The 20,639-nt window shown below is 66.8% G+C and carries 22 protein-coding genes; 13 read left to right on the forward strand and 9 right to left on the reverse strand.

Annotated features, from left to right (window positions below):
- Positions 1–45: 45 nt before the first annotated feature.
- From FBY33_RS07040 to FBY33_RS07060, 5 genes are all read right to left on the reverse strand, one after another.
- On the reverse strand, positions 46–1,302 hold the full coding sequence (locus FBY33_RS07040; RefSeq protein ID WP_142029950.1) for an acyl-CoA dehydrogenase family protein: 1,257 nt from the start codon (positions 1,300–1,302) through the stop codon (positions 46–48).
- 117 nt (positions 1,303–1,419) lie between these two features.
- Positions 1,420–2,130 carry a TetR/AcrR family transcriptional regulator gene (locus tag FBY33_RS07045; RefSeq protein WP_200831334.1) on the reverse strand — a complete coding sequence of 237 codons (711 nt, stop codon included), beginning with the start codon at positions 2,128–2,130 and terminating at the stop codon, positions 1,420–1,422.
- 69 nt (positions 2,131–2,199) lie between these two features.
- On the reverse strand, positions 2,200–3,222 hold the full coding sequence (locus FBY33_RS07050) for an NAD-dependent epimerase/dehydratase family protein (protein WP_142029952.1): 1,023 nt from the start codon (positions 3,220–3,222) through the stop codon (positions 2,200–2,202).
- Positions 3,216–4,187, reverse strand: coding sequence for an aldo/keto reductase (locus FBY33_RS07055; RefSeq protein ID WP_142029954.1), 972 nt, complete (start codon positions 4,185–4,187; stop codon positions 3,216–3,218). Before FBY33_RS07055 ends, FBY33_RS07050 begins: the two co-directional genes overlap by 7 nt.
- 34 nt (positions 4,188–4,221) lie before the next feature.
- Positions 4,222–5,043, reverse strand: coding sequence for an aldo/keto reductase (locus tag FBY33_RS07060; protein ID WP_142029955.1), 822 nt, complete (start codon positions 5,041–5,043; stop codon positions 4,222–4,224).
- A 215-nt stretch (positions 5,044–5,258) separates the two neighbouring features.
- Here FBY33_RS07060 and FBY33_RS07065 point away from each other — a divergent pair, with 215 nt between their 5' ends.
- Both FBY33_RS07065 and FBY33_RS07070 read left to right on the forward strand, forming a co-directional pair.
- Entirely contained in the window at positions 5,259–6,158 is a 900-nt protein-coding gene (locus tag FBY33_RS07065; protein WP_142029957.1) for a helix-turn-helix domain-containing protein, read from the forward strand.
- Positions 6,159–6,297: 139 nt separating this feature from the next.
- Entirely contained in the window at positions 6,298–6,504 is a 207-nt protein-coding gene (locus tag FBY33_RS07070; protein ID WP_056331347.1) for a hypothetical protein, read from the forward strand.
- Positions 6,505–6,571: 67 nt separating this feature from the next.
- Here FBY33_RS07070 and FBY33_RS07075 read toward each other — a convergent pair whose 3' ends face one another.
- Together FBY33_RS07075 and FBY33_RS07080 are read right to left on the reverse strand one after the other, a co-directional pair.
- Positions 6,572–6,787 carry a dodecin gene (locus tag FBY33_RS07075; RefSeq protein ID WP_056331348.1) on the reverse strand — a complete coding sequence of 72 codons (216 nt, stop codon included), beginning with the start codon at positions 6,785–6,787 and terminating at the stop codon, positions 6,572–6,574.
- 97 nt (positions 6,788–6,884) lie between these two features.
- Positions 6,885–7,589, reverse strand: a complete 705-nt coding sequence (locus FBY33_RS07080) for a FadR/GntR family transcriptional regulator (protein ID WP_142029959.1) — start codon at positions 7,587–7,589, stop codon at positions 6,885–6,887.
- Positions 7,590–7,763: 174 nt separating this feature from the next.
- On the opposite strand from FBY33_RS07080, the gene FBY33_RS07085 reads away from it, so the two are divergent.
- The 8 genes from FBY33_RS07085 (at position 7,764) to FBY33_RS07120 (ending at position 15,978) form a co-directional block, all read left to right on the forward strand.
- Positions 7,764–9,263, forward strand: coding sequence for a four-carbon acid sugar kinase family protein (locus tag FBY33_RS07085; RefSeq protein WP_142029960.1), 1,500 nt, complete (start codon positions 7,764–7,766; stop codon positions 9,261–9,263).
- A 27-nt stretch (positions 9,264–9,290) separates the two neighbouring features.
- Positions 9,291–10,190: an NAD(P)-dependent oxidoreductase gene (locus tag FBY33_RS07090; protein WP_056331352.1), complete on the forward strand. Its 900-nt coding sequence runs from the start codon at positions 9,291–9,293 to the stop codon at positions 10,188–10,190.
- Positions 10,191–10,356: 166 nt separating this feature from the next.
- Complete coding sequence (locus FBY33_RS07095) at positions 10,357–11,823, forward strand: GntP family transporter (protein WP_142029961.1); 1,467 nt, start codon at positions 10,357–10,359, stop codon at positions 11,821–11,823.
- A complete protein-coding gene (locus tag FBY33_RS07100; RefSeq protein ID WP_142029962.1) occupies positions 11,823–12,686 on the forward strand; it encodes a class II fructose-bisphosphate aldolase in 864 nt (287 codons plus the stop codon). The genes FBY33_RS07095 and FBY33_RS07100 overlap by 1 nt, the downstream gene beginning before the upstream one ends.
- Positions 12,687–12,727: 41 nt before the next feature.
- Positions 12,728–13,132, forward strand: a complete 405-nt coding sequence (locus tag FBY33_RS07105) for a DUF1304 domain-containing protein (RefSeq protein ID WP_142029963.1) — start codon at positions 12,728–12,730, stop codon at positions 13,130–13,132.
- A gap of 89 nt (positions 13,133–13,221) precedes the next feature.
- Positions 13,222–14,562, forward strand: a complete 1,341-nt coding sequence (locus tag FBY33_RS07110; protein ID WP_142029964.1) for an acyltransferase family protein — start codon at positions 13,222–13,224, stop codon at positions 14,560–14,562.
- Between the two features lie 15 nt (positions 14,563–14,577).
- A complete protein-coding gene (locus FBY33_RS07115; protein WP_142029965.1) occupies positions 14,578–14,907 on the forward strand; it encodes a GNAT family N-acetyltransferase in 330 nt (109 codons plus the stop codon).
- Between the two features lie 81 nt (positions 14,908–14,988).
- Positions 14,989–15,978 (forward strand): NAD(P)/FAD-dependent oxidoreductase, encoded by a 990-nt coding sequence (locus FBY33_RS07120; RefSeq protein WP_142032616.1) that lies wholly within the window; start codon positions 14,989–14,991, stop codon positions 15,976–15,978.
- Between the two features lie 12 nt (positions 15,979–15,990).
- Here FBY33_RS07120 and FBY33_RS07125 read toward each other — a convergent pair whose 3' ends face one another.
- Together FBY33_RS07125 and FBY33_RS07130 are read right to left on the reverse strand one after the other, a co-directional pair.
- Positions 15,991–16,317, reverse strand: coding sequence for a hypothetical protein (locus tag FBY33_RS07125; RefSeq protein ID WP_142029966.1), 327 nt, complete (start codon positions 16,315–16,317; stop codon positions 15,991–15,993).
- A 252-nt stretch (positions 16,318–16,569) separates the two neighbouring features.
- A complete protein-coding gene (locus FBY33_RS07130) occupies positions 16,570–16,911 on the reverse strand; it encodes a hypothetical protein (RefSeq protein ID WP_142029967.1) in 342 nt (113 codons plus the stop codon).
- A gap of 229 nt (positions 16,912–17,140) precedes the next feature.
- On the opposite strand from FBY33_RS07130, the gene FBY33_RS07135 reads away from it, so the two are divergent.
- From FBY33_RS07135 to FBY33_RS07145, 3 genes are read left to right on the forward strand one after another with little or no spacing between them, the layout of a single operon-like run.
- Complete coding sequence (locus FBY33_RS07135; protein ID WP_327436745.1) at positions 17,141–18,691, forward strand: pyridoxal phosphate-dependent decarboxylase family protein; 1,551 nt, start codon at positions 17,141–17,143, stop codon at positions 18,689–18,691.
- Positions 18,688–20,028 (forward strand): lysine N(6)-hydroxylase/L-ornithine N(5)-oxygenase family protein, encoded by a 1,341-nt coding sequence (locus FBY33_RS07140; RefSeq protein ID WP_142029969.1) that lies wholly within the window; start codon positions 18,688–18,690, stop codon positions 20,026–20,028. The genes FBY33_RS07135 and FBY33_RS07140 overlap by 4 nt, the downstream gene beginning before the upstream one ends.
- Positions 20,025–20,609, forward strand: coding sequence for a GNAT family N-acetyltransferase (locus tag FBY33_RS07145; RefSeq protein ID WP_142029970.1), 585 nt, complete (start codon positions 20,025–20,027; stop codon positions 20,607–20,609). The genes FBY33_RS07140 and FBY33_RS07145 overlap by 4 nt, the downstream gene beginning before the upstream one ends.
- Positions 20,610–20,639: the final 30 nt, after the last annotated feature.

A 20,639-nucleotide genomic window follows, 5' to 3' on the forward strand; every position in this document is an offset into this window, starting at 1 on the left:
CAGTCCTTTCAGGGATGGCGGGCGGCGGAAGCCAGGCGGTAGGTTTCAGGCGAAGGCGGACATACCGGTGATGCCCCGGCCGATGATCAGGGCCTGCATGGTCTCGGTACCTTCATAGGTGTGGATGGCTTCGATGTCGGCCAGGTGCCGGGCCACGCGGTTTTCCAGCAGGATGCCGTTGCCGCCCAGCAGGTCGCGCGCATTGGACGCAATGCCCCGGGCGGTCCGGGTACAGGTGTATTTGGCCAGCGACGCCTGCTCCGGAGCGAGCATTCCGGCTTCATCGAGCCGGGTCATCTGCACCACCATCAGTTGCATGGTGGCCAGTTCGCTGAGCATGCGGGCCAGCCGTTCCTGGACGATCTGGGAGGCGGCCAGGGGCCGGCCGAACTGCTTGCGCTGCCTGCCGTACTGGAGGGCGGTTTCGTAGCAGGCGGTGGCATGGCCGACGGCGGACCAGGCGACACCAAGCCGGGTCGCCAGCAGGACGCGGGCGGTGTCCTTGAAGGTGCGTGCGCCGGGCAGGACGTTCGCTTCCGGGACAAAGACATCCTCCAGCCGGATGTGGGCCTGCCAGATGGCGCGCAGGGCCAGTTTGCCCTCGATCCTGGTGGCGCTGTAGCCGGGGGAGTCCTGCGGAACCAGGTAGCCGTGGACCTGGCCGTCGTCGCCCCGCGCCCAAACAATGCTGACGCCGCCAACGGAGCCGTTGCCGATCCATTTCTTTTCGCCGTTCAGCAGGTAGCCGCCGTCCGTACGGGTTGCCGTGCTTTCCAGGGCCACCGAGTCTGAGCCGTGGGTGGGTTCCGTCAGGGCGAATGCGGCGTACTCGGTGCCGCCGGCGATCGCGGGCAGCCAGCGCTCCCGCTGCTCAGCGGATCCGCACTCCGCTACGGAGCGCAGGGCCAGGCCGCCCTGGACCGCGATCATGGTTGCAACGGAGCCGTCGCCGCGGCTGATTTCCATGTTCACCAGCCCGGCGGCCATGCTGCTCATCGGAGCGTAGCCGTCCACCGGGACGCCGTCCCTCAGCAGGTCCAGTTCACCAAGGCGCCGGAGCAGATGCAGCGGGTACTCGCCGCGGTCCCAGTAGCCGTCGATGACCGGGAGGACCTCGTCCTGGACGAAGCGGCGGGCCCGGTCCCAGTACGTGCGGTCCTCATCGCTGATGTCGGTGAGGACGGACGCGGGGTCGGTGCCGAGGGCCTCCGTCAAGAAGTAGTCGGGCTCCACGGTGCCGGCAGGAAAGCCGGCAGTGCTTTCGGTGCGGGCGGGCAACTGGGTAGGCGACGTCGTCGTCATTTGTTTGCATCCTCTAAATCAGCGGCGGCGGAACGAATGTGGCTTCCACCACATCGACCAAGGATGCATTGAAACCCAGTTCCACGTCAAGAAACTGAGTATCAGTGTGATGGCAGGCTAGGGGAGGGCGTCCAGAACGGCTTGGGCGATCGCTTCCCTGCCTGCCTGGCCTGGAAGGACGGTCACGACGACGGTCGGCGCAGGTGGGGCGGCGGCGGCGCCACCAAGGAGCGCGGGCCTGAACGTTTCCGCCAGGGCCCGGAGTTCGGCAGCGAGGGCGGCTGCCCGTTTCCGGTCCATATCCGCGGCTTTCCCGGCGCCGGGAGCGGCACGCAGCCATTGCCGGAGGAAAGCGTTATGCACGGCCACCACGGCTGCGGCGAAGGCCACGGCCTTGTACCCGCTCCGTCCATCCTGGGGCAGCTTGTCATTGAGGTACTGCAGGAAGGCGCGCTCGTACCGGTGGGACGTGACCAGCTCGCGGTCCCGAAGGGCCGGCACGGCCTGCAGCAGCTCGTACCGGGCCAGGGACGTTTCGCGGTTCCGCAGGTGGTGGTCGAAGACCAGCAGTGCTGCGTCCGCGACGGCGGCCAGGGGTTCCAGCCTTGATTCCGCAAGCCGGTCATTCACCTGGCGCAGGATCCGTTCATGGTCGGCGAAGACCACGTCCTCCTTTGACCCGAACCGCCGGAAGAACGTGCTGCGGCTCATGCCCGAGGCTTCGGCCAGTTCCTCAACGGATGTTGCATCGAAACCCTGCCTGGCCAGGAGCCCGATGGCGGCGGCCACAGGCTTATCGGCGGTCTGTTCGGAAGCGGGCAACGTCATGCGCCGAAATTAGCACAGCCGGCAGGCGGCGCCGGTCCGCCGCTGGAGCGACAGGCCGGCGCTACCGGCTCAGGCTCCCTGGCGGGACCAGCTGGTGAGTTTGTCCGAGAGCTGCATGTAGGCCTCGTTCACCTGCTGCAGCTCCGGGTGGCTGTCATACCACTCGACGATTTCCCGGGCACCGTCCGCGAACGGGATGGTGGCGGTGTAGTCCGGGACCAGGGACTTGATCTTGGTGTTGTCAAAGACCACCGAATGGGACCTGTCGCCCAGGAGGTTGGAGCCCAGTTCCTGGTCGTGGGCGGCGATGGTCTCGGAGGCCACGTGCACCAGTTCCGGCTCACGGACCCCGGCTGCGCGGGCGAAGAGCCCGTAGATCTGGTTCCAGGGCAGGTACTCGTCGGAGGTGATGGTGTAGCTCTCGCCCACCGCCTGCGGCCTTCCCAGCACGCCGACGAATGCCTTGGCGAAGTCCCTGCTGTGGGTCAGGGTCCACAGCGAGGTGCCGTCGCCGTGGACCATGACCGGAAGACCGTTGCGCATGCGGTGGATGTCCGTCCAGCCGCCCACCATCGCAATCTTGGTGCGGTCATAAGTGTGCGACGGGCGGATGACGGTCAGGGGGAAGTCCTGCTCCCGGTAGGCCCGGAACAGCAGCTCCTCGCACGCGATCTTGTCCCGGGAGTACTGCCAGAACGGATTCTTCAGCGGCGTCGACTCCCGGATGGGAAGCCTGGTGGGCGGCTTCTGGTAGGCGGAGGCGGAACTGATGAAGACGAACTGCCCGGTCCGCTCCCGGAACAACTCCATGCTTGTTTGCGCCTGGTCCGGAGTGTAGGAGATGAAGTCCGCAACGGCGTCGAACTCCCTGCCGCCGAGGACCTCCCGCGCCGACGCCGCATCCCGGACGTCCGCGTGCAGCACCTCCGCCCCGTCCGGGACCGGCCTGCTGGACTGGCCCCGGTTCAGGATAGTAAGCCGGTGGCCCAGCGCGACGGCGCGTTCTGCTGCCGCCGCGCTGATGACCCCGGTGCCGCCGATGAAGAGGATGCTCCGGGGTGCCACGGTATCGCCCACGGGTAGGGTTACCACGCGTAGTCCTCCGGTGCCGTGCGGTGTCCCGGGAAGATGTCGTCCAGCCGCTTGAGAGCGTCGTCGTCGAGGGAGACGTCCAGGGCGCGGATGGCCGCGTCCAGCTGTTCCTGCGTGCGCGGGCCCACGATCGGTGCGGTTACGGCGGGCTGGTGCAGGAGCCAGGCAAGGGCAACGTCGCCGGGCTCGTGGCCCAGTTCGTCGGCGAAGTCCTCGTACTGGCGGATCTGGTCTTCGTGCTTCTTCAGCGTTTCCGCCGCCCGTCCCTCGGTCCGCCGCACGCCTTCGCGCTCCTTTTTCAGCACACCGCCCAGGAGCCCGCCTTGCAAGGGAGACCAGGGGATCAGGCCCAGCCCGTACTGCTCTGCGGCCGGGATGACCTCGAGTTCCAGTTCGCGGCGGAAAAGGTTGTAGATGGACTGCTCGCTGACCAGCCCGGTGTAGTTCCGGCGGCGGGCGGCTTCCTGCGCCTGGGCGATGTGCCAGCCGGCGAAGTTGCTGCTGCCCGAGTACAGGATCTTTCCCTGCTGCACGGCCACCTCGATGGCCTGCCAGATCTCGTCCCACGGGGTATCGCGGTCGATGTGGTGGAACTGGTACACATCGATATAGTCCGTCTGCAGGCGCTTGAGGCTCGCGTCCAGTGCCCGGCGGATGTTGAGTGCCGAGAGCTTGGATTCGTTAGGCCGGTCCGTCATGGTGCCGTAGAGCTTGGTGGCCAGTACGGTGTGTTCGCGGCGCTCGCCGCCCTTGGCGAACCAGCGGCCGATGATTTCCTCAGTCCAGCCGCGGTGGTCCGCGCCGCCATAGACGTTGGCGGTGTCGAAGAAGTTGATGCCGGCCTCGTGGGCCGAGTCCATGATGCCGTGGGCGTCCGCCTCCTCCGTCTGGGGGCCGAAGTTCATGGTGCCCAGGCAGAGGCGGGAAACTTTCAGGCCGGAACGGCCCAGGTGGGTGTACTGCATGGAAAATCCTTTCGGTGGTGGAGCTTGTCGGAACCTACATCTGGGTGAATGCGGCGACGGCGGGATCGGAGCCAATGCGGGCGCCGGACTCCAGTGCGGTGACCGCGGCCAGTTCGTCCTGGGACAGCGTCAGGGACGAAGCTGCGAAGTTTTCCCGGATCCTGTCCGGGTTTGCCGACTTGGGGATGACGATGTTTCCGTTGGCCAGGTGCCAGGCGAGCACCACCTGGGCCGTGCTGGCGTTATGGGCGTTGGCGATTTCGGTGACGGCGTTGCCGTTCAGGTCACCGCCCTGTCCCAGCGGGCTGTAGGCCTCCACGGCGATGCCCAGGCCCCTGCACTTGGCGGCAAGGTCCGCCTGCTGGTAGCTGGGGTGCAGCTCGATCTGGTTGACGGCCGGAACGGTTTCAGCCGACTCCAGCAGCGTGTCCAGGTGGTCGGAAAGGAAGTTGGAGACGCCAATGGCACGGATTTCCTTGTTCTCGTACAGCCGCTCCATCTCCTTCCAGGCCTGGACGAACAGCCCCTGGGAGGGGACCGGCCAGTGGATCAGGTAGAGGTCGATAAAGTCCAGGCCAAGTGCCTTGCGGCTGTTCTGGAATGCTTCCTGCGCCCGGCCCTGCTCGCCGTTGCGCAGCTTGGTGGTGACGAAGATGTCCTCGCGTGCTATCCCGGTGGCGGCCAGTGCTGCCCCGACTCCGGCCTCGTTGCGGTACGCGGCAGCGGTGTCAATGTGGCGGTATCCCGCTTCCAGGGCGTCCTCCACGGTCCGCTGGGTTTCTTCCGGCGGGACCTGGAAAACGCCGAAGCCAAGCTGCGGGATAGTGACGCCGTTGTTGAGTGTCAGCTCTGACATGGGTGTGCTCCTTGGAACGATATGGGATGGAACGTGGTGCTTTGGGAGGTGCCGGTTGCTCGACGGACTGAGAAAGCGGTTTCCGCCGGGCTCACTCCTGAGCCTATGCACTTTCCGCCGCCAAGTCAGCAAGCAAGGCTGTTCCTGTTTTTCCTAGGACTGCCAGTCCTACCTTCGTTGTAGAGCGGGGCATGCATCGCAGGCACAATGGACGCATGGGTCAAAGCGCCGAGTTCGGAAAATTCCTCAAAGCCATGCGGTCACGGTTGAGCCCGGAGGTTGCCGGAACCGGCCCCAGTACGGGCGCCAGAAGGGTTCCGGGCCTCCGTCGGGAGGAAGTGGCGCGGCTGGCCGGCGTCAGCACCGACTACTACGTGCGGCTGGAGCAGGGCCGCAACATCCACCCGTCACGCACGGTCCTGGATGCGGTGGCCCGGGCGCTGCGGCTGGACAGCAGCGAACACGCGCACATGTTGGACCTGCTCGAGAACTGCGCCGGCGCTCCCCGCGAGCCCGGCAGCAATGCGGCGCAGGGGGTCCGCCCGGCCCTCCGGCAGCTCCTCGACGCAGTGGGGGAGGTGCCCGCGATGGTGCTGGGCCGGCGCAGCGACGTCCTGGCGGGCAACAGGATGGCATTCCTGCTGTTCGCGGATTTCCCGGCGCTGCCGCCCGCCGAGCGGAACCTCACCCGCTGGACCATCCTTGACCCGGCGGCCCGGGAGCTGTTCAGGGACTGGAAAACGGTGGCGGCTGAAGCCGCAGGCTCCCTTCGGCTGGACGTGGGACGGCACCCGAATGATCCCCAAGCGAACCACCTGGTGGGCGAACTGGCAGTCCACAGTGAACACTTCCGCCAGTGGTGGGCCGGGCACCGGGTTGCCACCCGCTCGGCCGGCACCGTCCGGTTACACCATCCCGCGGTGGGGGACCTGGAACTGAACTTTGAAAACCTCGTCCTGCCGGAGGACCCGGACCAGACGCTGAGGGTGTACTCCGCGCGGCCGGGATCGCCGTCGTCGGACGCCCTTGCCCTGCTGGGCAGCCTCGGTGCGGTGCCGGACGCCGGCTTGGAGCACAGCGACACCGTGGTGGCCGAACGCGGCGAAGCGGGCTGACGCCGCGCTGCTGCTGTTCATTCGTCCAGCGAAGGGCGTTTATTCTGGCCAGCCGCCCATTGGCCGCTGACCAGGCGTTTCCTAGGGTGGGAGTACACGTTTTCCCTGCCCAGTCTTAATCACCAGGATGGTCTCAACGATGAAACGCATCGCCCTGCTGAAGGAGCGCCAGGCGTCAGCCGGCGCCGCCTCCACCGCCACCGGCTCGCACTGCCCGGCTTCCGGCCTCTGGAGCCCGGACCTCGATCCGCATACGGTTCTTTCCTTCTTTGAAGGGCATGTCTTCCCCGCGTTCGACGGCGTCCCCACGGTGTGGCGCCGCCGCAGCCCGGGCACGGCAAACTAGGACAATCAGCGCGCAATAAAACAGGTCGTGAAGCCAAAAGCTTCACGACCTGTTTTGTTTGGCTGGATCAGCCCTGCTCTTCCAACCGGAACCCGATCTTGATGGTGACCTGCCAGTCTGCGATCTTCCCGTCCTCCAGGTGGCCGCGGACCTCCTTGACCTCGAACCAGTCGAGGTTTCGCAGGGTCTGGGATGCCTTGGCAATGCCGTTCCGGACGGCGTCGTCCACGCCCTGGGTGGAGGTGCCGACAATTTCAGAAATGCTGTACGTGTGGTTGGACAAGTTCGCTCCTCGTGGTCATCGTTGCCCCCGGTTGCGGGCCGTCCCTGAAGCCTAGTGGGACCACTGGAGCGTTGAACAGGCCCAGTCCGCGCGCCGGCTACTTGGCTTCCAGCACCAACTGCTTGAGGTCGTCGAGGGTTTGCTGCATGTGGGCGTCCATGGCCTGGCGCGCCCGGGCGGCGTCGCGTGACTTCAGGGCCTCGGCAATATTCCGGTGATGGCCGATTGCGTGTTCCTGGATTGTGGGAACGGCAGAGGTCTCAGTCCTGCGCTTTTCCAGCACGCGGTGCAGCGGCTCAAACAGGACCGAAACGAAGACGTTGCCGGATGCGTGCAGGATGACGTCATGGAAGGCAAGGTCCGCCTCCACGAAGGCCGCGACGTCGTTGATGCTGTGGGCGGCCTTCATGGCTGAGACGTAGTTGAAGAGGGCTTCGATGTCCTCCTCCGCGATCCGTCCGGCAGCAAGCTCGCAGGCGCCGGTTTCGAGCATCCTGCGGAGCTCGATGAGCTGGATGGAGGCGTCTGCGTCATTCTTTCCCTCGGCCGCGGCCCGGAGCACCGCTTCCAGCGAAGCCCAGCTGCTCAGCGGGTTGACGAAGGTCCCCCGGCCGCGCTCCACACTCAGGATGCGCTGGGCCTGCAGCGTCTTCATGGCTTCGCGGACCGTCATGCGGCTGACCTCGTGGCGTGCGCTCAGTTCATGCTCACCCGGAACGGTGGAGCCGGGCGGAAACTCGCCTTCGATGATGCGGTCCAGCAGCTCGTCGGCCACTACGCCTACCAGTGACTTCCTTGCCAATGTTGCCCCCGATCCCTGTTCCAGGCCGTCGCCTGGCGGATATGTCAGACAAGTCTACTTGCGCGGCCGTATGCTCTGTGCCACACTAACTTTCAAATGCAAGATGTCAGACATCTTACAGTTATCTACACATCAGGATCCGCACGCCCGGATCCATACACAACGGAGTGCACTGTGACGCTTGAAGCAGACGTTCTGGCCGCCTATCCGGCAGACATGGAGATCCCCGCCGGGCTGGTTGCCGGCGCGCTGGCCGCTTCCAACGCGGAGGTTCCCCGTGTCCTGGTAGTGCTCGACGACGACCCCACCGGCACCCAGTCCGTGGCGGATCTGCCCGTGCTCACCCGCTGGGACGTGGCGGACTTCGCCTGGGCCTTTAGCCAGGGCAAGCCCGCTGTCTATGTCCTGACCAACACCCGCAGCCTGGACCCCGCAGAGGCCGCCGCCCGCAATGAGGAAGTGGTCCGGAACGCCCTGGCCGCCGCAGGATCACCCAGGAAGCTCCGCCTGGGCTTCGTCAGCCGCAGCGATTCCACGCTCCGTGGCCACTTCCCGCTGGAACCGGACGTCATCGCAGCGACCGTTGCCGAGGTGAGCGGGGAAAAGACCGACGGCGTGGTCCTGGTTCCGGCATTCCCCGACGCCGGCCGGCTCACCATTGGCGGCGTGCACTACATGCGGGGCACCGGCGATGCCCAGGGCACCCTGGTCCCCGTCTCGGAGACCGAGTTCGCCAAGGATGCCTCCTTCGGCTTCACCACCTCCGTCATGGCAGACTACGTGGCAGAAAAGTCCCAGGGCAGGTTCCCCGCCGACTCCGTGATCGTCCTGGACCTGGACATCATCCGGGCCGGGGCTTCCGCGCAGGATCCGGCCATCTCCGCCAAGGCCATTGCCGATGCCATCGAACCGGCCACCGACTCCACTCCCATCGTGGCCGACATCGTCACCGAGAACGACTTCCGCGCCCTGGCCCTGGGCCTTGACGAAGCGGAACGCCGCGGCAAGAAACTCCTCTACCGGGTTGGCCCGCCGTTCGTCCGCGGCCGCATCGGCCAGGAAATCCGCACCGCCCTTACCGCCGAAGAAGCCTACGCAGGCAACACCCCGTCGGAGGCGGGCGGCCTGATCGTGGTGGGCTCGCACGTTGGCCTCACCACCCGGCAGCTCAACGTCCTCACGGCCCAGCACAGCTCCGCGCGCATCATCGAGATCGACGTCGAGAAGCTCCTCGGCGCCGAAACCGAAACAGCCGAGCCTGTTGCCAAGGCACACCTGGACCAGACGGTGGACGCGGTCGTCGACGCCCTCCGCGCCGGTGACGTCATCGTTCACACCAGCCGCCTGCTCATCAAGACGGATGACCCCGCCGAAAGCCTGCGGATCGCACGGACCGTGTCTGCCGCCGTCGTGGACGTGGTCAACCGGACGCTGAAGACCTTCCCGCCGCGGTTCGTCATCGCCAAGGGCGGCATCACCTCCTCCGACGTGGCAGCCCACGGCCTGGAAATCCGCCACGCCATTGTCCGCGGTCCCATGCTGCCGGGCATCGTCAGCCTCTGGGAACCAGTGGACGGACCCGCCAAGGGCATCCCGTACATCGTCTTCGCCGGCAACGTTGGCGACGACGATTCCCTGGCCCAGGTCACCCGCAAACTCAGCACGACTTTCTGATCACCCAGCATTCAACGGAGAAACACCATGACCAGCAACTACACCGTCACCGTCCTGGGCCTGGGCGCCATGGGCCTGCCCATGGCCACCCGCCTGGCCTCCCAGCTGACCGTCCACGGCTTCGACATTGCCGAGCCGCGCCTGGAACTCGCCCGGGAAGCCGGGATCGCCACCTTCACCACGGCACGTGAAGCCGCCAAGGGCGCCAACGCCGTCCTGCTGGCCGTCCGCAACGGCGAGCAGCTCAATGACGTCCTGTTCGGCGAGAACGGTGTGGCCCCGGTTCTCGAGCCGGGCGCGGTCGTCATCCTGGGCAGTACCGTGGGCACCGACGCCATCCCCGCCACCGTGGCCAAGCTGGCCGAATACGGCGTGGACCTGGTGGACGCCCCGCTCTCCGGCGGCCCCAAGCGCGCCGGCGAAGGTGACCTGCTGATCGTCGTCGGCGCTTCCCCGGAAGCCCGCGAAAAGGCCGCCCCCGCACTGGAGCTCCTGGCTTCCACCCTGACTGTAGTGGGCGACAACCCCGGCGACGGCCAGGCCCTGAAGACCGTCAACCAGCTGCTGTGCGGCGTCCACATCGCCGCCGCGGCCGAGGCCCTGGCCCTGGCCGACGCGCTGGGACTGGACCAGGCCAAGACCCTTGCCGCCCTGGAGGCGGGCGCGGCAGGTTCCTTCATGCTCTCCAACCGCGGCCCCCGCATCCTGGAGGCCTATGACGAGGAAGGCGCCGAGGTGCTGTCCCGCCTGGACATTTTCGTCAAGGACATGGGCATCGTAGGCAAGGCCGCCCGCGCCGCCGGCCTGGCAGCCCCCGTTGCCGCCGCCGCCGAGCAGCTCTACCTCCTGGGCCAGGCCCAGGGCCTTGCAGCCGCCGATGACTCCGCCGTCATCAAGGTCGTCGCGCCCACAAAGCGCACCAAGTAGCCACCCGCCAAGCAGGCCACCCCCAACCGGTGCGACGACGGCGGTCCCCCCTCCGCCGTCGTCGTACCTTCCAGCGTTGCCGGCTCGGTTCCGCAGCGTTCCACCCCCGCCGTAAGACCTGATGCCCGTCTGCCCCGGACCGGCACGTCAAAGGAGACACCACCCCGTGAACCACCTTATGAATCCGCTGATACAGCGGGCGGCCGACGCCCCGGCCATCAAACCGGCCGTCGAGCTGGGCACCCCGGTACTGCTCACCATCGCAGCAGTGGGCATTGCCATCCTGCTGGTGATGATCATCCGCTTCAAGATCCAGGCCTTCGTGGCACTTCTCACCGTCAGCATCCTGGTGGCCGTGGCTGCCACCATTCCGCTGCAGGACATCTTCACCGTGGTGTCCGGCGGCGTAGGCAGCACCATGGGCAAGGTGGCCATCCTGATTGCGCTCGGCGCCGTGCTGGGCCGGATGATCGAGGTGTCCGGCGGCGTCCAGTCCCTCGCGGACCACTTCACCCGCAAGCTCGGAGCCAGGCGCGTGGCCGTAGCGCTCACCGCCGTCGGCTTCCTGGTGGCCATCCCCGTATTCTTCGAGGTGGGCATCATCGTGCTGGTGCCCATCGTGTACGCCTTCGCCAAGATCGCCAAGGTCCACCCGATCAAGTTCGGCCTTCCCATGGCCGGCATCATGCTCGCCATCCACGTGGCCGTCCCGCCGCACCCGGGCATCGTTGCAGGCGCCGGCGTGCTTGGTGCCGACATTGGACTCATCGCGCTGATTTCCCTGCTGATCTGCATCCCGCTGGGCTTCCTGTCCTACTGGGTCGCGTCGATCATGAACCGCAAGGAATATGAGCTGCTGCCGGCCGTAAAGACCCAGGTGGAGGAGTTCGGCTCCGACTCCCTGGTCAAGGTAGGCCATGACGGACCCGGTGCCGCCGCGATCTCACCGCCGCGGCCGGGCCTGATCATCTTCCTGATCGCCGCACCGATCGTGCAGATCCTCCTGGGTACCGCCGGCACCCTCATCCTCCCCAAGTCCCACCCGCTCTACGGCCTTGCAGCCTTCATTGGCAACCCCTTCCTTGCACTGCTGGTGGCCGTGGCGCTGTCCTTCTTCCTGCTGGCCGTCCGCCGCGGCTGGTCCTTTAGGGAAACCGGTGAAATCTTCGAAGGCTCGCTGCCTCCCATCGCCTCGATCCTGATGGTGGTGGCCGCCGGCGGTGTGTTCGGCAACGTCCTGCAGGTTTCCGGTATCGGTTCCGCGCTCTCCAAGACCCTGGACACACTGGGCGTGCCCCTGCTGCTTCTCGGCTTCATCATCTCGCTGGCACTCCGCGCCGCACAGGGTTCCGCCACCGTGGCCATCGTGACCAGCACGGGCCTGCTGTCCGCAGCCGTCAGCGGCGGCGGCTACAGCCCCGCCCAGATTGCCGTGATCGTCATCGCCATCGGCTTCGGAGCCCTGGGCCTGTCCCACGTGACGGACGCCGGCTTCTGGGTTGTGGTCCGCTACTACGGGCTCACCGTTTCCGACGGCTTGAAGACCTGGACCGTCCTGACCACCGTCCTGGGCCTGGCCGGCTTCGCGCTGACCTTCGTGGCCTGGATCCTGGTGGGAGGCCTGGGCGCCTGATGCGTACGCGACTGGACCACCTGGTCACCTCCGCACTGCAGCAGGGCTCCGCGGTGCCCGCCTTCACCTGCTACGACTTCACCACCGCGCTGGCCGTGGTGGGCGCGGCCGAGGAATCCGGCCGGGGCGTGATCCTTCTGGTGGCGCCCAAGACCGCCGCCACCGCTAACGGCCTCCGGCTTATCGCGGCACTGCGCGGCCTCGCCGATGCTGCCACGGTGCCCGTCGCGGTGCAGCTCGACCACGCATCGGACCTCAACGTCATGGCCGACGCCGTGGCGGCCGGGGCGGATTCCGTCCTCGCCGACGGTTCATCCCTTCCTTACGAGGAGAACATCGAACTGGTCCAGGCGGCCCGGGCGTTGCTGGGCCCCGACGTGGTGCTGGAAGCCGAACTGGGAGGCCTGGCAGGGGACGAGGACCGTGCCTTTTCCGCCGATCAGCCTGCCGGCCAGGCCGGCGTGGACGTGGCCGGCCTGACGGACTCGGCGCAGGTGGAGGACTTCGTGTCCCGCACTGGTGCAGAACTGCTGGCAGTGGCAGTGGGCAACGTCCACGGCAAGTACAAGGGCGAGCCCCGGCTGCGCTGGGATGTACTGCAGGACATTGCGGCGCGGGTACACATTCCGCTGGTCCTGCACGGTGCCTCCGGCATCCCCGCAACGGAACTCGTCAAAGCTGCGGCCATGAACGTTGGCAAGGTCAACTTCAATACCGAACTGCGGACCGGGGTGCTGGCCACCCTCCAGGACCAGCTTCCCGGCCACCGCGCGGACGGCGAGAACCTGCAGGGCCTGCTGGCCACCTGGAACCAGTCGGCCAAGGGGTTTGCCGCGGCCACGCTGGCCACGCTGGCACGGTAGCGGCACCGGAAGGGCGAAAGAAGGGTGGCTAGGATCAAGCAATGACCCTGGCTTCCCTTCTTTTTGCCTTCCTTGCCGGCGCGCTGCACGTCTTCATTTTCACGATGGAGTCGCTTACCTGGACCCGGCCCGCCACCTGGAAGCGCTTTGGGGTTGCTTCCCAGTCCGACGCCGAGACCACCCGGTCCCTGGCCTACAACCAGGGCTTCTACAACCTCTTCCTTGCCATCGGCGCTTTCACCGGCGCAGGGCTCGTGGGGTTGGGTGGCGCTGGGTCCGCCCAGGCAGTGGCAGGCTGGACCCTCATCTTCAGCTGCTGCGGCTCCATGCTGCTGGCGGCCGCCGTTCTGGCCTTCACCGGACGAAAGTACCTCCGCGCCGCCATCACCCAGGGCACCACGCCCCTGATCGCCGTCGTCCTGGGGCTGCTGGCAACACTGCAGTAAAGGGCCGCAACCGGCGAAAGTCCTTATACCGCACGGGCTCCGGGGGCACAATGGTGCCATGGGCAGCGTCGGGCCTTTATAGGGTCCCCATGCGAAGCACCGGCACGCGGGCAGCAGGAACCGGGGCGGACACGGCAAGCCGTGATCCAGCGATCGACCTTGTCCGTTTCATCTGCCTGGTCCTGGTGGTGGTGGGCCACTCCACGATGGTTAGCCCGGTCCTGCACCCTGACGGCACCGTGACCACCGAGAACACCCTGGCCGAACAGGACTGGTTCGAACCCGTCATCTGGATCTTCATGGTCATGCCCCTGTTCTTTGTCACCGGCGGCATCACCGGCCTTCAGTCCTGGCGCCGGCTCCAGGCGGGCGGCGGGACGGCGGCCCAGTTCATCCGCACGCGCCTCCTGCGCCTGGTCCGCCCGGCCGCCGCCCTGCTGGCAGCCATGGTGGCCGGCCTGTCCGTGGCTGCAGCGCTCGGCGTGGACCGGCAGGTGGTCCAGCTCGTGGCCACCGGGGCGGGCATGCCACTGTGGTTTCTTGCGGCCTACCTCGCGGCTCAACTGAACATTCCGGTCCTGGCGGCGCTCCATGACCGCGCCCCTTGGGTGACCCTCGGCCTGCTGATTGGGCTGGTGGTTGCCGTGGACTGTCTCCGGGGTGCCATGCCGGACCTGGCCAACGCCAACCTGGTCTTCGTGTGGTGCGCAGTGCAGCAACTGGGTTTCCTTGCTGCGGACGGACATCTTTCCCGGCTCTCCCGCTCCGGCCTGCTGGGCATCGCGGTGGCAGCACATCTGCTCCTGGGGCTCGTGACCGGACTCGGCCTGTACCGCGGCAACATGCTGGTCAACCTCAACCCGCCCAACCTGTCCCTGGTGCTCCTGGGCGTTTCCCAGCTGGCGGCGATGGAACTGGCGCGGCCCGTCCTGGCGCCGCTGGCCGGCATCCGCTGGATCAACCGGCTCCTGCAGGTAGCCGGCGCCCGGTCCCTGACGGTATACCTGTGGCACCTGCCGCTGCTGGCAGCCATGTCCGGCTTGCTGCTCCTGGCACCAATCCCCAAACCGTCGTCCGGAACCGCTGAATGGTGGTGGTCCCGCCCACTGGTGGTCCTTGCGCTGGTCCTCCTGCTCCTGCCGGTGGCCGCAGCCTTTGGCCGCCTGGAGGAACGGACGACGGCGCCCCAGGCCTTCCGCTGCAGGCCCGTCGTGGCGGGGACCGCCGTCGTGGTGGTCTTCATTCCCGTGGCGGACGCCGCGCTCAGCGGTCTGTCGTTGGGGCTGCTGGCAGCCGGCGTTGTGTGGTTTTCCGTGGCGATCCTTTTGCTGGGCGGCCTGCCGCTGCCGCGGCGCGCTGCTGCCCGCAGGGGCCGGCGGCGGGGGCCGGGGAAGAGGGGGCGAAGGGGCATTGCCAGCGGCGTGAAGTAGTGCCAGTGTCGAACCATGACCGAGAACACCGCGTCCACAGAGGACACCTTCACCGCCAATGTCTCGCTGCTGCGCAATGACGAACAGCAACGGTATGAGCTCCTGGTGGATGGCAGGCTGGCTGTCCAGGCCTTCTTCCGCGACCTTCCCGGGCACATTGATTTCACCCACACTGAAACCGGTGAGGACTTTGAAGGCCAGGGCCTGGGCAAGGTCCTGGCGCATTTTGCCCTAGATGACGTGGTGGCCACCGGAAAGCGGATCATCCCGCACTGCCCGTTCATTTCCAGCTACCTCCGCAAGCACGAGGGCTACGGCCAGTTCGTCGACTGGCCGGAGCGCTGACCCCATCCTGGCATCGCCCGGCCGTTATTCCCCGGCCTGCACCGGGTACAGCCTGCATACGTGCGCGTGTGGAAAAGGCATATGCAGCTGGCCGGGAAGGGCAATGTGGCGGGAAACCAGGACACCATTTTCGATGTGGCCATCATTGGCGGGGGACCGGCGGGTCTAAGCGCGGGGACCGCCTTGGCGCGGGCGCTGCGTTCCGTGGTGGTGATCGACGCCGGCGAGCAGCGGAACCTGGGGGCGGAAAGTGTCCACGGCTTCCTGAGCCGGGAGGGGATGCGTCCCCGGGACCTTCTCGCGGCAGGCAGGGAGGAGCTGGCCAGGTACGGCGGGTCCGTGGCTTCCGGGTTTGTCAGGTCGGCCAGCCGCGACGGGGACCAGTTCATGCTGGCTTTGGACGACGGCTCCACCCGGGTTGCCCGGCGCCTGCTGATCGCGTCAGGAATCATGGATGAGCTGCCCGACCTGCCCGGCGTAGCCGACCGGTGGGGACGGGACGTGCTGTATTGCCCCTACTGCCACGGCTGGGAGGTGCGGAACCAAAAAATCGGAGTCCTGGCGGCGGATTCCCATTCCGTCATGCAGGCACTGACGTTCCGTCAGTGGAGCCCGGACGTGACGCTCCTGCTCAATGACGCCCTGGAACTCACCCCGGGCCAGGAGGAACAACTTGCTGCCCGGTCTGTCCGCGTGGTGGAGGGCAAGGTCCAGGCGCTGGAGGTCCGGGGCGACTGCCTTACCGGGGCCACCCTGGATGTGGGCCGGACGGTGCCCCTTGATGTCCTGGTGGTCAGTCCCGCTGCCACGAGTAAAGCCAACATGCTTCAGCGGCTGGGACTGGAACCGGCCGCCCTGCAGGATGGTCCGGGCAGCCGCCTGGAAACCGACGAAAGCGGCCGGACGTCATGCCCGGGGGTGTGGGCCGCGGGCAACGCTACTGATGTTTCCGCCCAGGTCATGACGGCGGCCGCAGCAGGGCTTCGCGCGGCGGAGGCCATCAACGCGGACCTGGTCCTGGCCGACACCCGGCACGCGGTTGAGGCTGCCCGCGTTCCAGCGGGGCACTAACCGCGGGGCTGCCTAGCTTGCGAGGGCCTGGTCGCTGACCGGTATGGCGGCGCCGGGGTCATCGATGGTGAAGCCGCAGGCGCACCGGTAGGTGACCACGCTCTCCGGGACGGAGCCTGGCCGCAGGGCAACCACTGAGTTCCCGTCAACGTATACGGGCTCCCGGACCGGCATTTCCCCGTGGTCAACAAGCTGCATCGGCATGCGGCAGTGCATGCGTGAATTCAGGGTCATCAGCAGCCCTGCGTCCACGGGTACGGTGGCGGTCATGAGCTGCTCGCCAGCTGCCTCGGTGCGTTCCCCAAACGCCGTCAGCTGGTTTTCCATTGCGGTGGTCATTATGTTCTTCCTTGGGCTTCTTTCACGGAGCCGCCAGCATTGGCAGCCCCGCCGCGAACTGCTTGCGGAGGTTCATCTACGCCATAAGCAAAGCATGCTTACTAATTAATGCACAAGTCAGGATGGGTGTAGTGCCTGCCCCGCGGGTGGCCGGCAGGCACTCTTTTCGGGGTTTGAGCGAAGCCCCCTCACTGTCCCATCTCCCGGTCGGCGGCCCTGAAAATACAGGGCTGCCGGCCTGAAAACCCCGGATTAACTGCGGCGGCGCTGCCAGTTCCAGGCGTGCCAGAACAGCAGGAAAACCAGGGTGGCGAAACCGGCGAGAGCCAACTGCGGGGCGAACGTGAACAAAACGAAGTCGAATGAAAACCCGTTGCTTATCGGTCCTAAGGCCACAGGCCCACGCAGCAGGGTCCCGACGCCCCCGGCGATGAGTCCTGCCGCCAGCAGCCACAACACCACGATGAACGGATTCGGTCCCGACCAGGTCCCCGCCGTCTCTGCGGGCCCAGTATCGGCCGGTTCCGGCAGCACCGTATTTCCATCCCTGTCCACTTCGCGGAAGCCGAGTGCTCCGGATTGTTGCTGGTCCATATTTCCCCCTTGACGGCAGCAGCCCGGACGGCCGCCGGAGCCACCAGCCTAGTGCCCGCCCAGGGACGCAACACGAATAATTACGGCACGAAAGTTTGATTAAAAGGGTTGCTAAGTAAGGCTGTCCTTACTGACAGTCCGAACGAAAGAAGAAACCGTGCCGTTAATGACCCGCCACGACCAAGCCAGCCAGCGAGCGGGGCGGTCCCGAAATAACCAAGAGACTGACGTGCCGCAGGAGGCCCTGGCGGGCCAGGACTTCGCCGCCCACGTGGAACTCGCCCTGGGTGCGGAAAACCACCTCTTCACCTCCCGCAACTCCGCCCGCTACGTGGCGCAGGTGCTGCAGGGCGTCACGGCGGTGGCCACCAAACTCGAACGGACTGCCAATCCGTTCACCGGAGTTACGCCGGCCGACATGCGGGCGCGCGTTGCAGCAGTGGACCTGGACGCTCCGCTGCCGGACACAGCTGCGGCGCTCGAGGAACTCGACCACGTTTACCTCCGCGACGCCGTCTACTTCCACAGCCCCAAATACGCAGCCCACCTGAACTGCCCGGTGGTCATCCCGGCCCTGGTGGGCGAGGCCATTCTTTCCGCCGTCAACTCCTCCCTGGATACCTGGGACCAGAGCGCGGGCGCCACCATGATTGAACGTCGGCTGGTGGCCTGGACCGCGGACCGGCTCCAGATGGGCGGCAACGCGGACGGCATTTTCACCTCCGGGGGCAGCCAGTCCAACCTGCAGGCGCTGCTCATTGCCCGTAACCATGCTGTGGCAATGCTCCGCAGGAATCCTGCGCAGAGCGGTCTCCGCCTGCCGGCGCTGCTGGAGCGGTTGCGGATCTTCACCTCGGCAGACAGCCACTTCAGCATCCGGAAATCGGCCTCAATGCTGGGGCTGGGCTTCGACGCGGTGGTCACCGTACCGTGCACAGGGGACCACCGGATGGACCCACGCGCCCTCGCCTCGGCCATGGCGGAAGCGCACCAGGCCGGCCTGGTGCCAATGGCGGTTGTGGCCACCGCCGGGACAACGGACTTCGGGGCGGTGGACCCGTTCACAGAGCTCGCGGCCCTGGCCCGCAGCTACGGTGCGTGGCTCCACGTGGATGCCGCGTACGGCGGCGGGCTGATGGTTTCCGGCCGGTACCGGAACCTGCTGGATGGCATCTCCCTGGCCGACTCGGTCACCGTGGACTTCCATAAGACCTTCTTCCAACCGGTCAGCTCCAGCGCTCTGATTGTCCGCGAATCGGCGATGCTCCGGCACGTCACCTACTACGCCGACTACCTCAACCCGGAAAGTGCCGCCCTGGCCGAGATTCCCAACCAGGTGGACAAGAGCATCCAGACCACCCGCCGCTTCGATGCCCTGAAACTGTGGCTGACCCTGAGGATTATGGGAGCGGACGCCATCGGAGCCTTGTTCGATGAAGCGATCGACCTCGCCGCCCGTGTTGGTTGCCTCCTCGAAGCCGATCCCGACTTTGAACTTGCCGTCCGTCCGCACCTGAGCACCCTGGTCTTCCGCTACCGTCCGCGGCTCGGGCACGTTGGCCGGCTGTCCGAGGACGCCGCCGACGCGCTGAACCCCGCCATCCGGGCGGCCGTCTTTGCCTCCGGCGAGGCAGCGGTGGCCGGAACCACGGTGGCCGGGCGCCACTACCTGAAGCTCACGCTCCTTAACGCAGAGGCAACCGTCGAGGACATCGCCGGGATCATCGACCTCCTGCGCAGTACCGGCGCGGGCCTCCTGAAGGGCGGCGCGGCGGCATGAGCACCTCCATCAACGGCACGGTCCACGACTTCGCCGCGATCGGCGTCGGGCCCTTCAACCTGGGCCTGGCCGCCCTCGCCGAGCCGGTAGAGGGCCTCAGCGGCGTCTTCCTGGAACAGCGCGGCTCCTTTGACTGGCACCCCGGCATGATGCTGGAGCAGGCCCATCTGCAGGTTCCCTTCATGGCGGACCTGGTGACCATGGCGGACCCCACCTCGCCCTTCTCGTTCCTGAACTTCCTGAAGCAAACAGGCCGGCTGTACCGGTTCTACATCCGGGAAAACTTCTACCCGCTGCGGGCCGAGTACAACCAGTACTGCCAGTGGGTGGCAGGGCAGCTGCCCGCCGTCCGTTTTGGCACAGCTGTGCTGAATGTAGCGCACGACGGCGGCGTGTACCGGCTTTCCGTCGACGGCCCGGGCGGGCCGGAGGTGCTGCTGGCGCGGCGGCTGGTGCTGGGCACCGGCACCTCCGCGTACATACCGGAGGCCGGGACGGGGATTGTTGCCGCGGCGGCGGCCGGACACGGGGGAGTGGCCTGCCACAGCGCGCAGTACCTGGCCACGAAGGCTGAACTCCAGCGGCGGCGCAGCATTACGATCGTGGGCAGCGGCCAGAGCGCGGCGGAGATCTACTACGAGCTCCTGCAGGAAGCGGACACCCACGGGTACCAGCTGAACTGGGTGACCCGCTCCGGCCGGTTCTTCCCACTGGAGTACACCAAGCTGACCCTCGAAATGACCTCGCCTGAATACGTTGACTACTTCCACGGCCTGCCGCAGCACCAGCGCGACCACCTCAACAGGGCCCAGAAGAACCTCTACAAGGGGATCAACTCCGACCTGATCAACGCCATCCACGACCTGCTGTACACCAGGAGCCTGGCCGGCATGGTGGACACGCAGCTGCTGACCCATTCCACGCTCACCGCCGCCGCCTGGGATGCTGCGGCAGGAACCCACACCCTGCAGCTTCACCACGGGGAGCAGGACGGGACCTACACCCTGGACACTGAAGCCGTAGTGTTCGCCACCGGCTACGGCTACCGGGAACCGGCATTCCTGGCCGGCATCCAGGACCGGATTGCCCGGGACAGCGCCGGCCGGTTTGCGGTGGACCGCAACTACGGCACGGGCGTGGAACCCGGGGAGATCTTCGTCCAAAACGCGGAGCTGCACACCCACGGGTTCGCCTCCCCGGACCTGGGCATGGGCGCCTACCGCAACTCCTGCATCCTGCGCGGAATCACCGGCCGGGAGGTGTACCCGGTGGAGCGGAGCATCGCGTTCCAGCACTTCGGCGTCCCGGCGGGGATCCGCGAGGAGGTGCCGGCATGAGGTTCACCTTCCGCAGCATGGAACCTGACAGGGACGCGCCGCTGGTGCACGGGTGGGTCACCAGGCCCTACGCCTCGTTCTGGGGGATGTTATCTGCCAGCGTCCGGGATGTGGCCGAGGAATACGCGAAGATCCAGGCGAGCGGTCACCACCATGCCCTGTTGGGGCTCGACGGCGGCGTCCCCGCCTTCCTGACCGAGGAGTACCTCCCGGCGTCCTCGCCCCTGGCCGGCCTCTATCCCGTGCGCCCCGGTGACGTGGGGATGCACCTGCTGGTGGCGCCGCCGTCGGCCGCTCCGGAGCCGGGCTACACCGCAGCGGTGATGGACGCGGTCCTTGCCCGGTTGTTCGCCCGGCCGGAGGTGGAACGCGTGGTGGTGGAACCGGACGTCCGCAACACCAGGATCCACGCCCTCTACGGCCGTCTCGGCTTCCAGCCGGCCGGGGTGGTGGCGCTGCCGGACAAGGACGCGCTCCTGGGCTTCTGCAGCCGCCCCGGCTACCAGGCCGCACGCGCCCGGCTGGAACCCAACAACCCCCTCAGCACTTCCCCTGTACCCGTCCCCGAAGGAGCACTGTGACTGTCCGCCTCGAAGACCCTGAAACCGTTA

It is taken from the genome of Arthrobacter sp. SLBN-112, assembly GCF_006715225.1.
GTDB lineage: Bacteria > Actinomycetota > Actinomycetes > Actinomycetales > Micrococcaceae > Arthrobacter.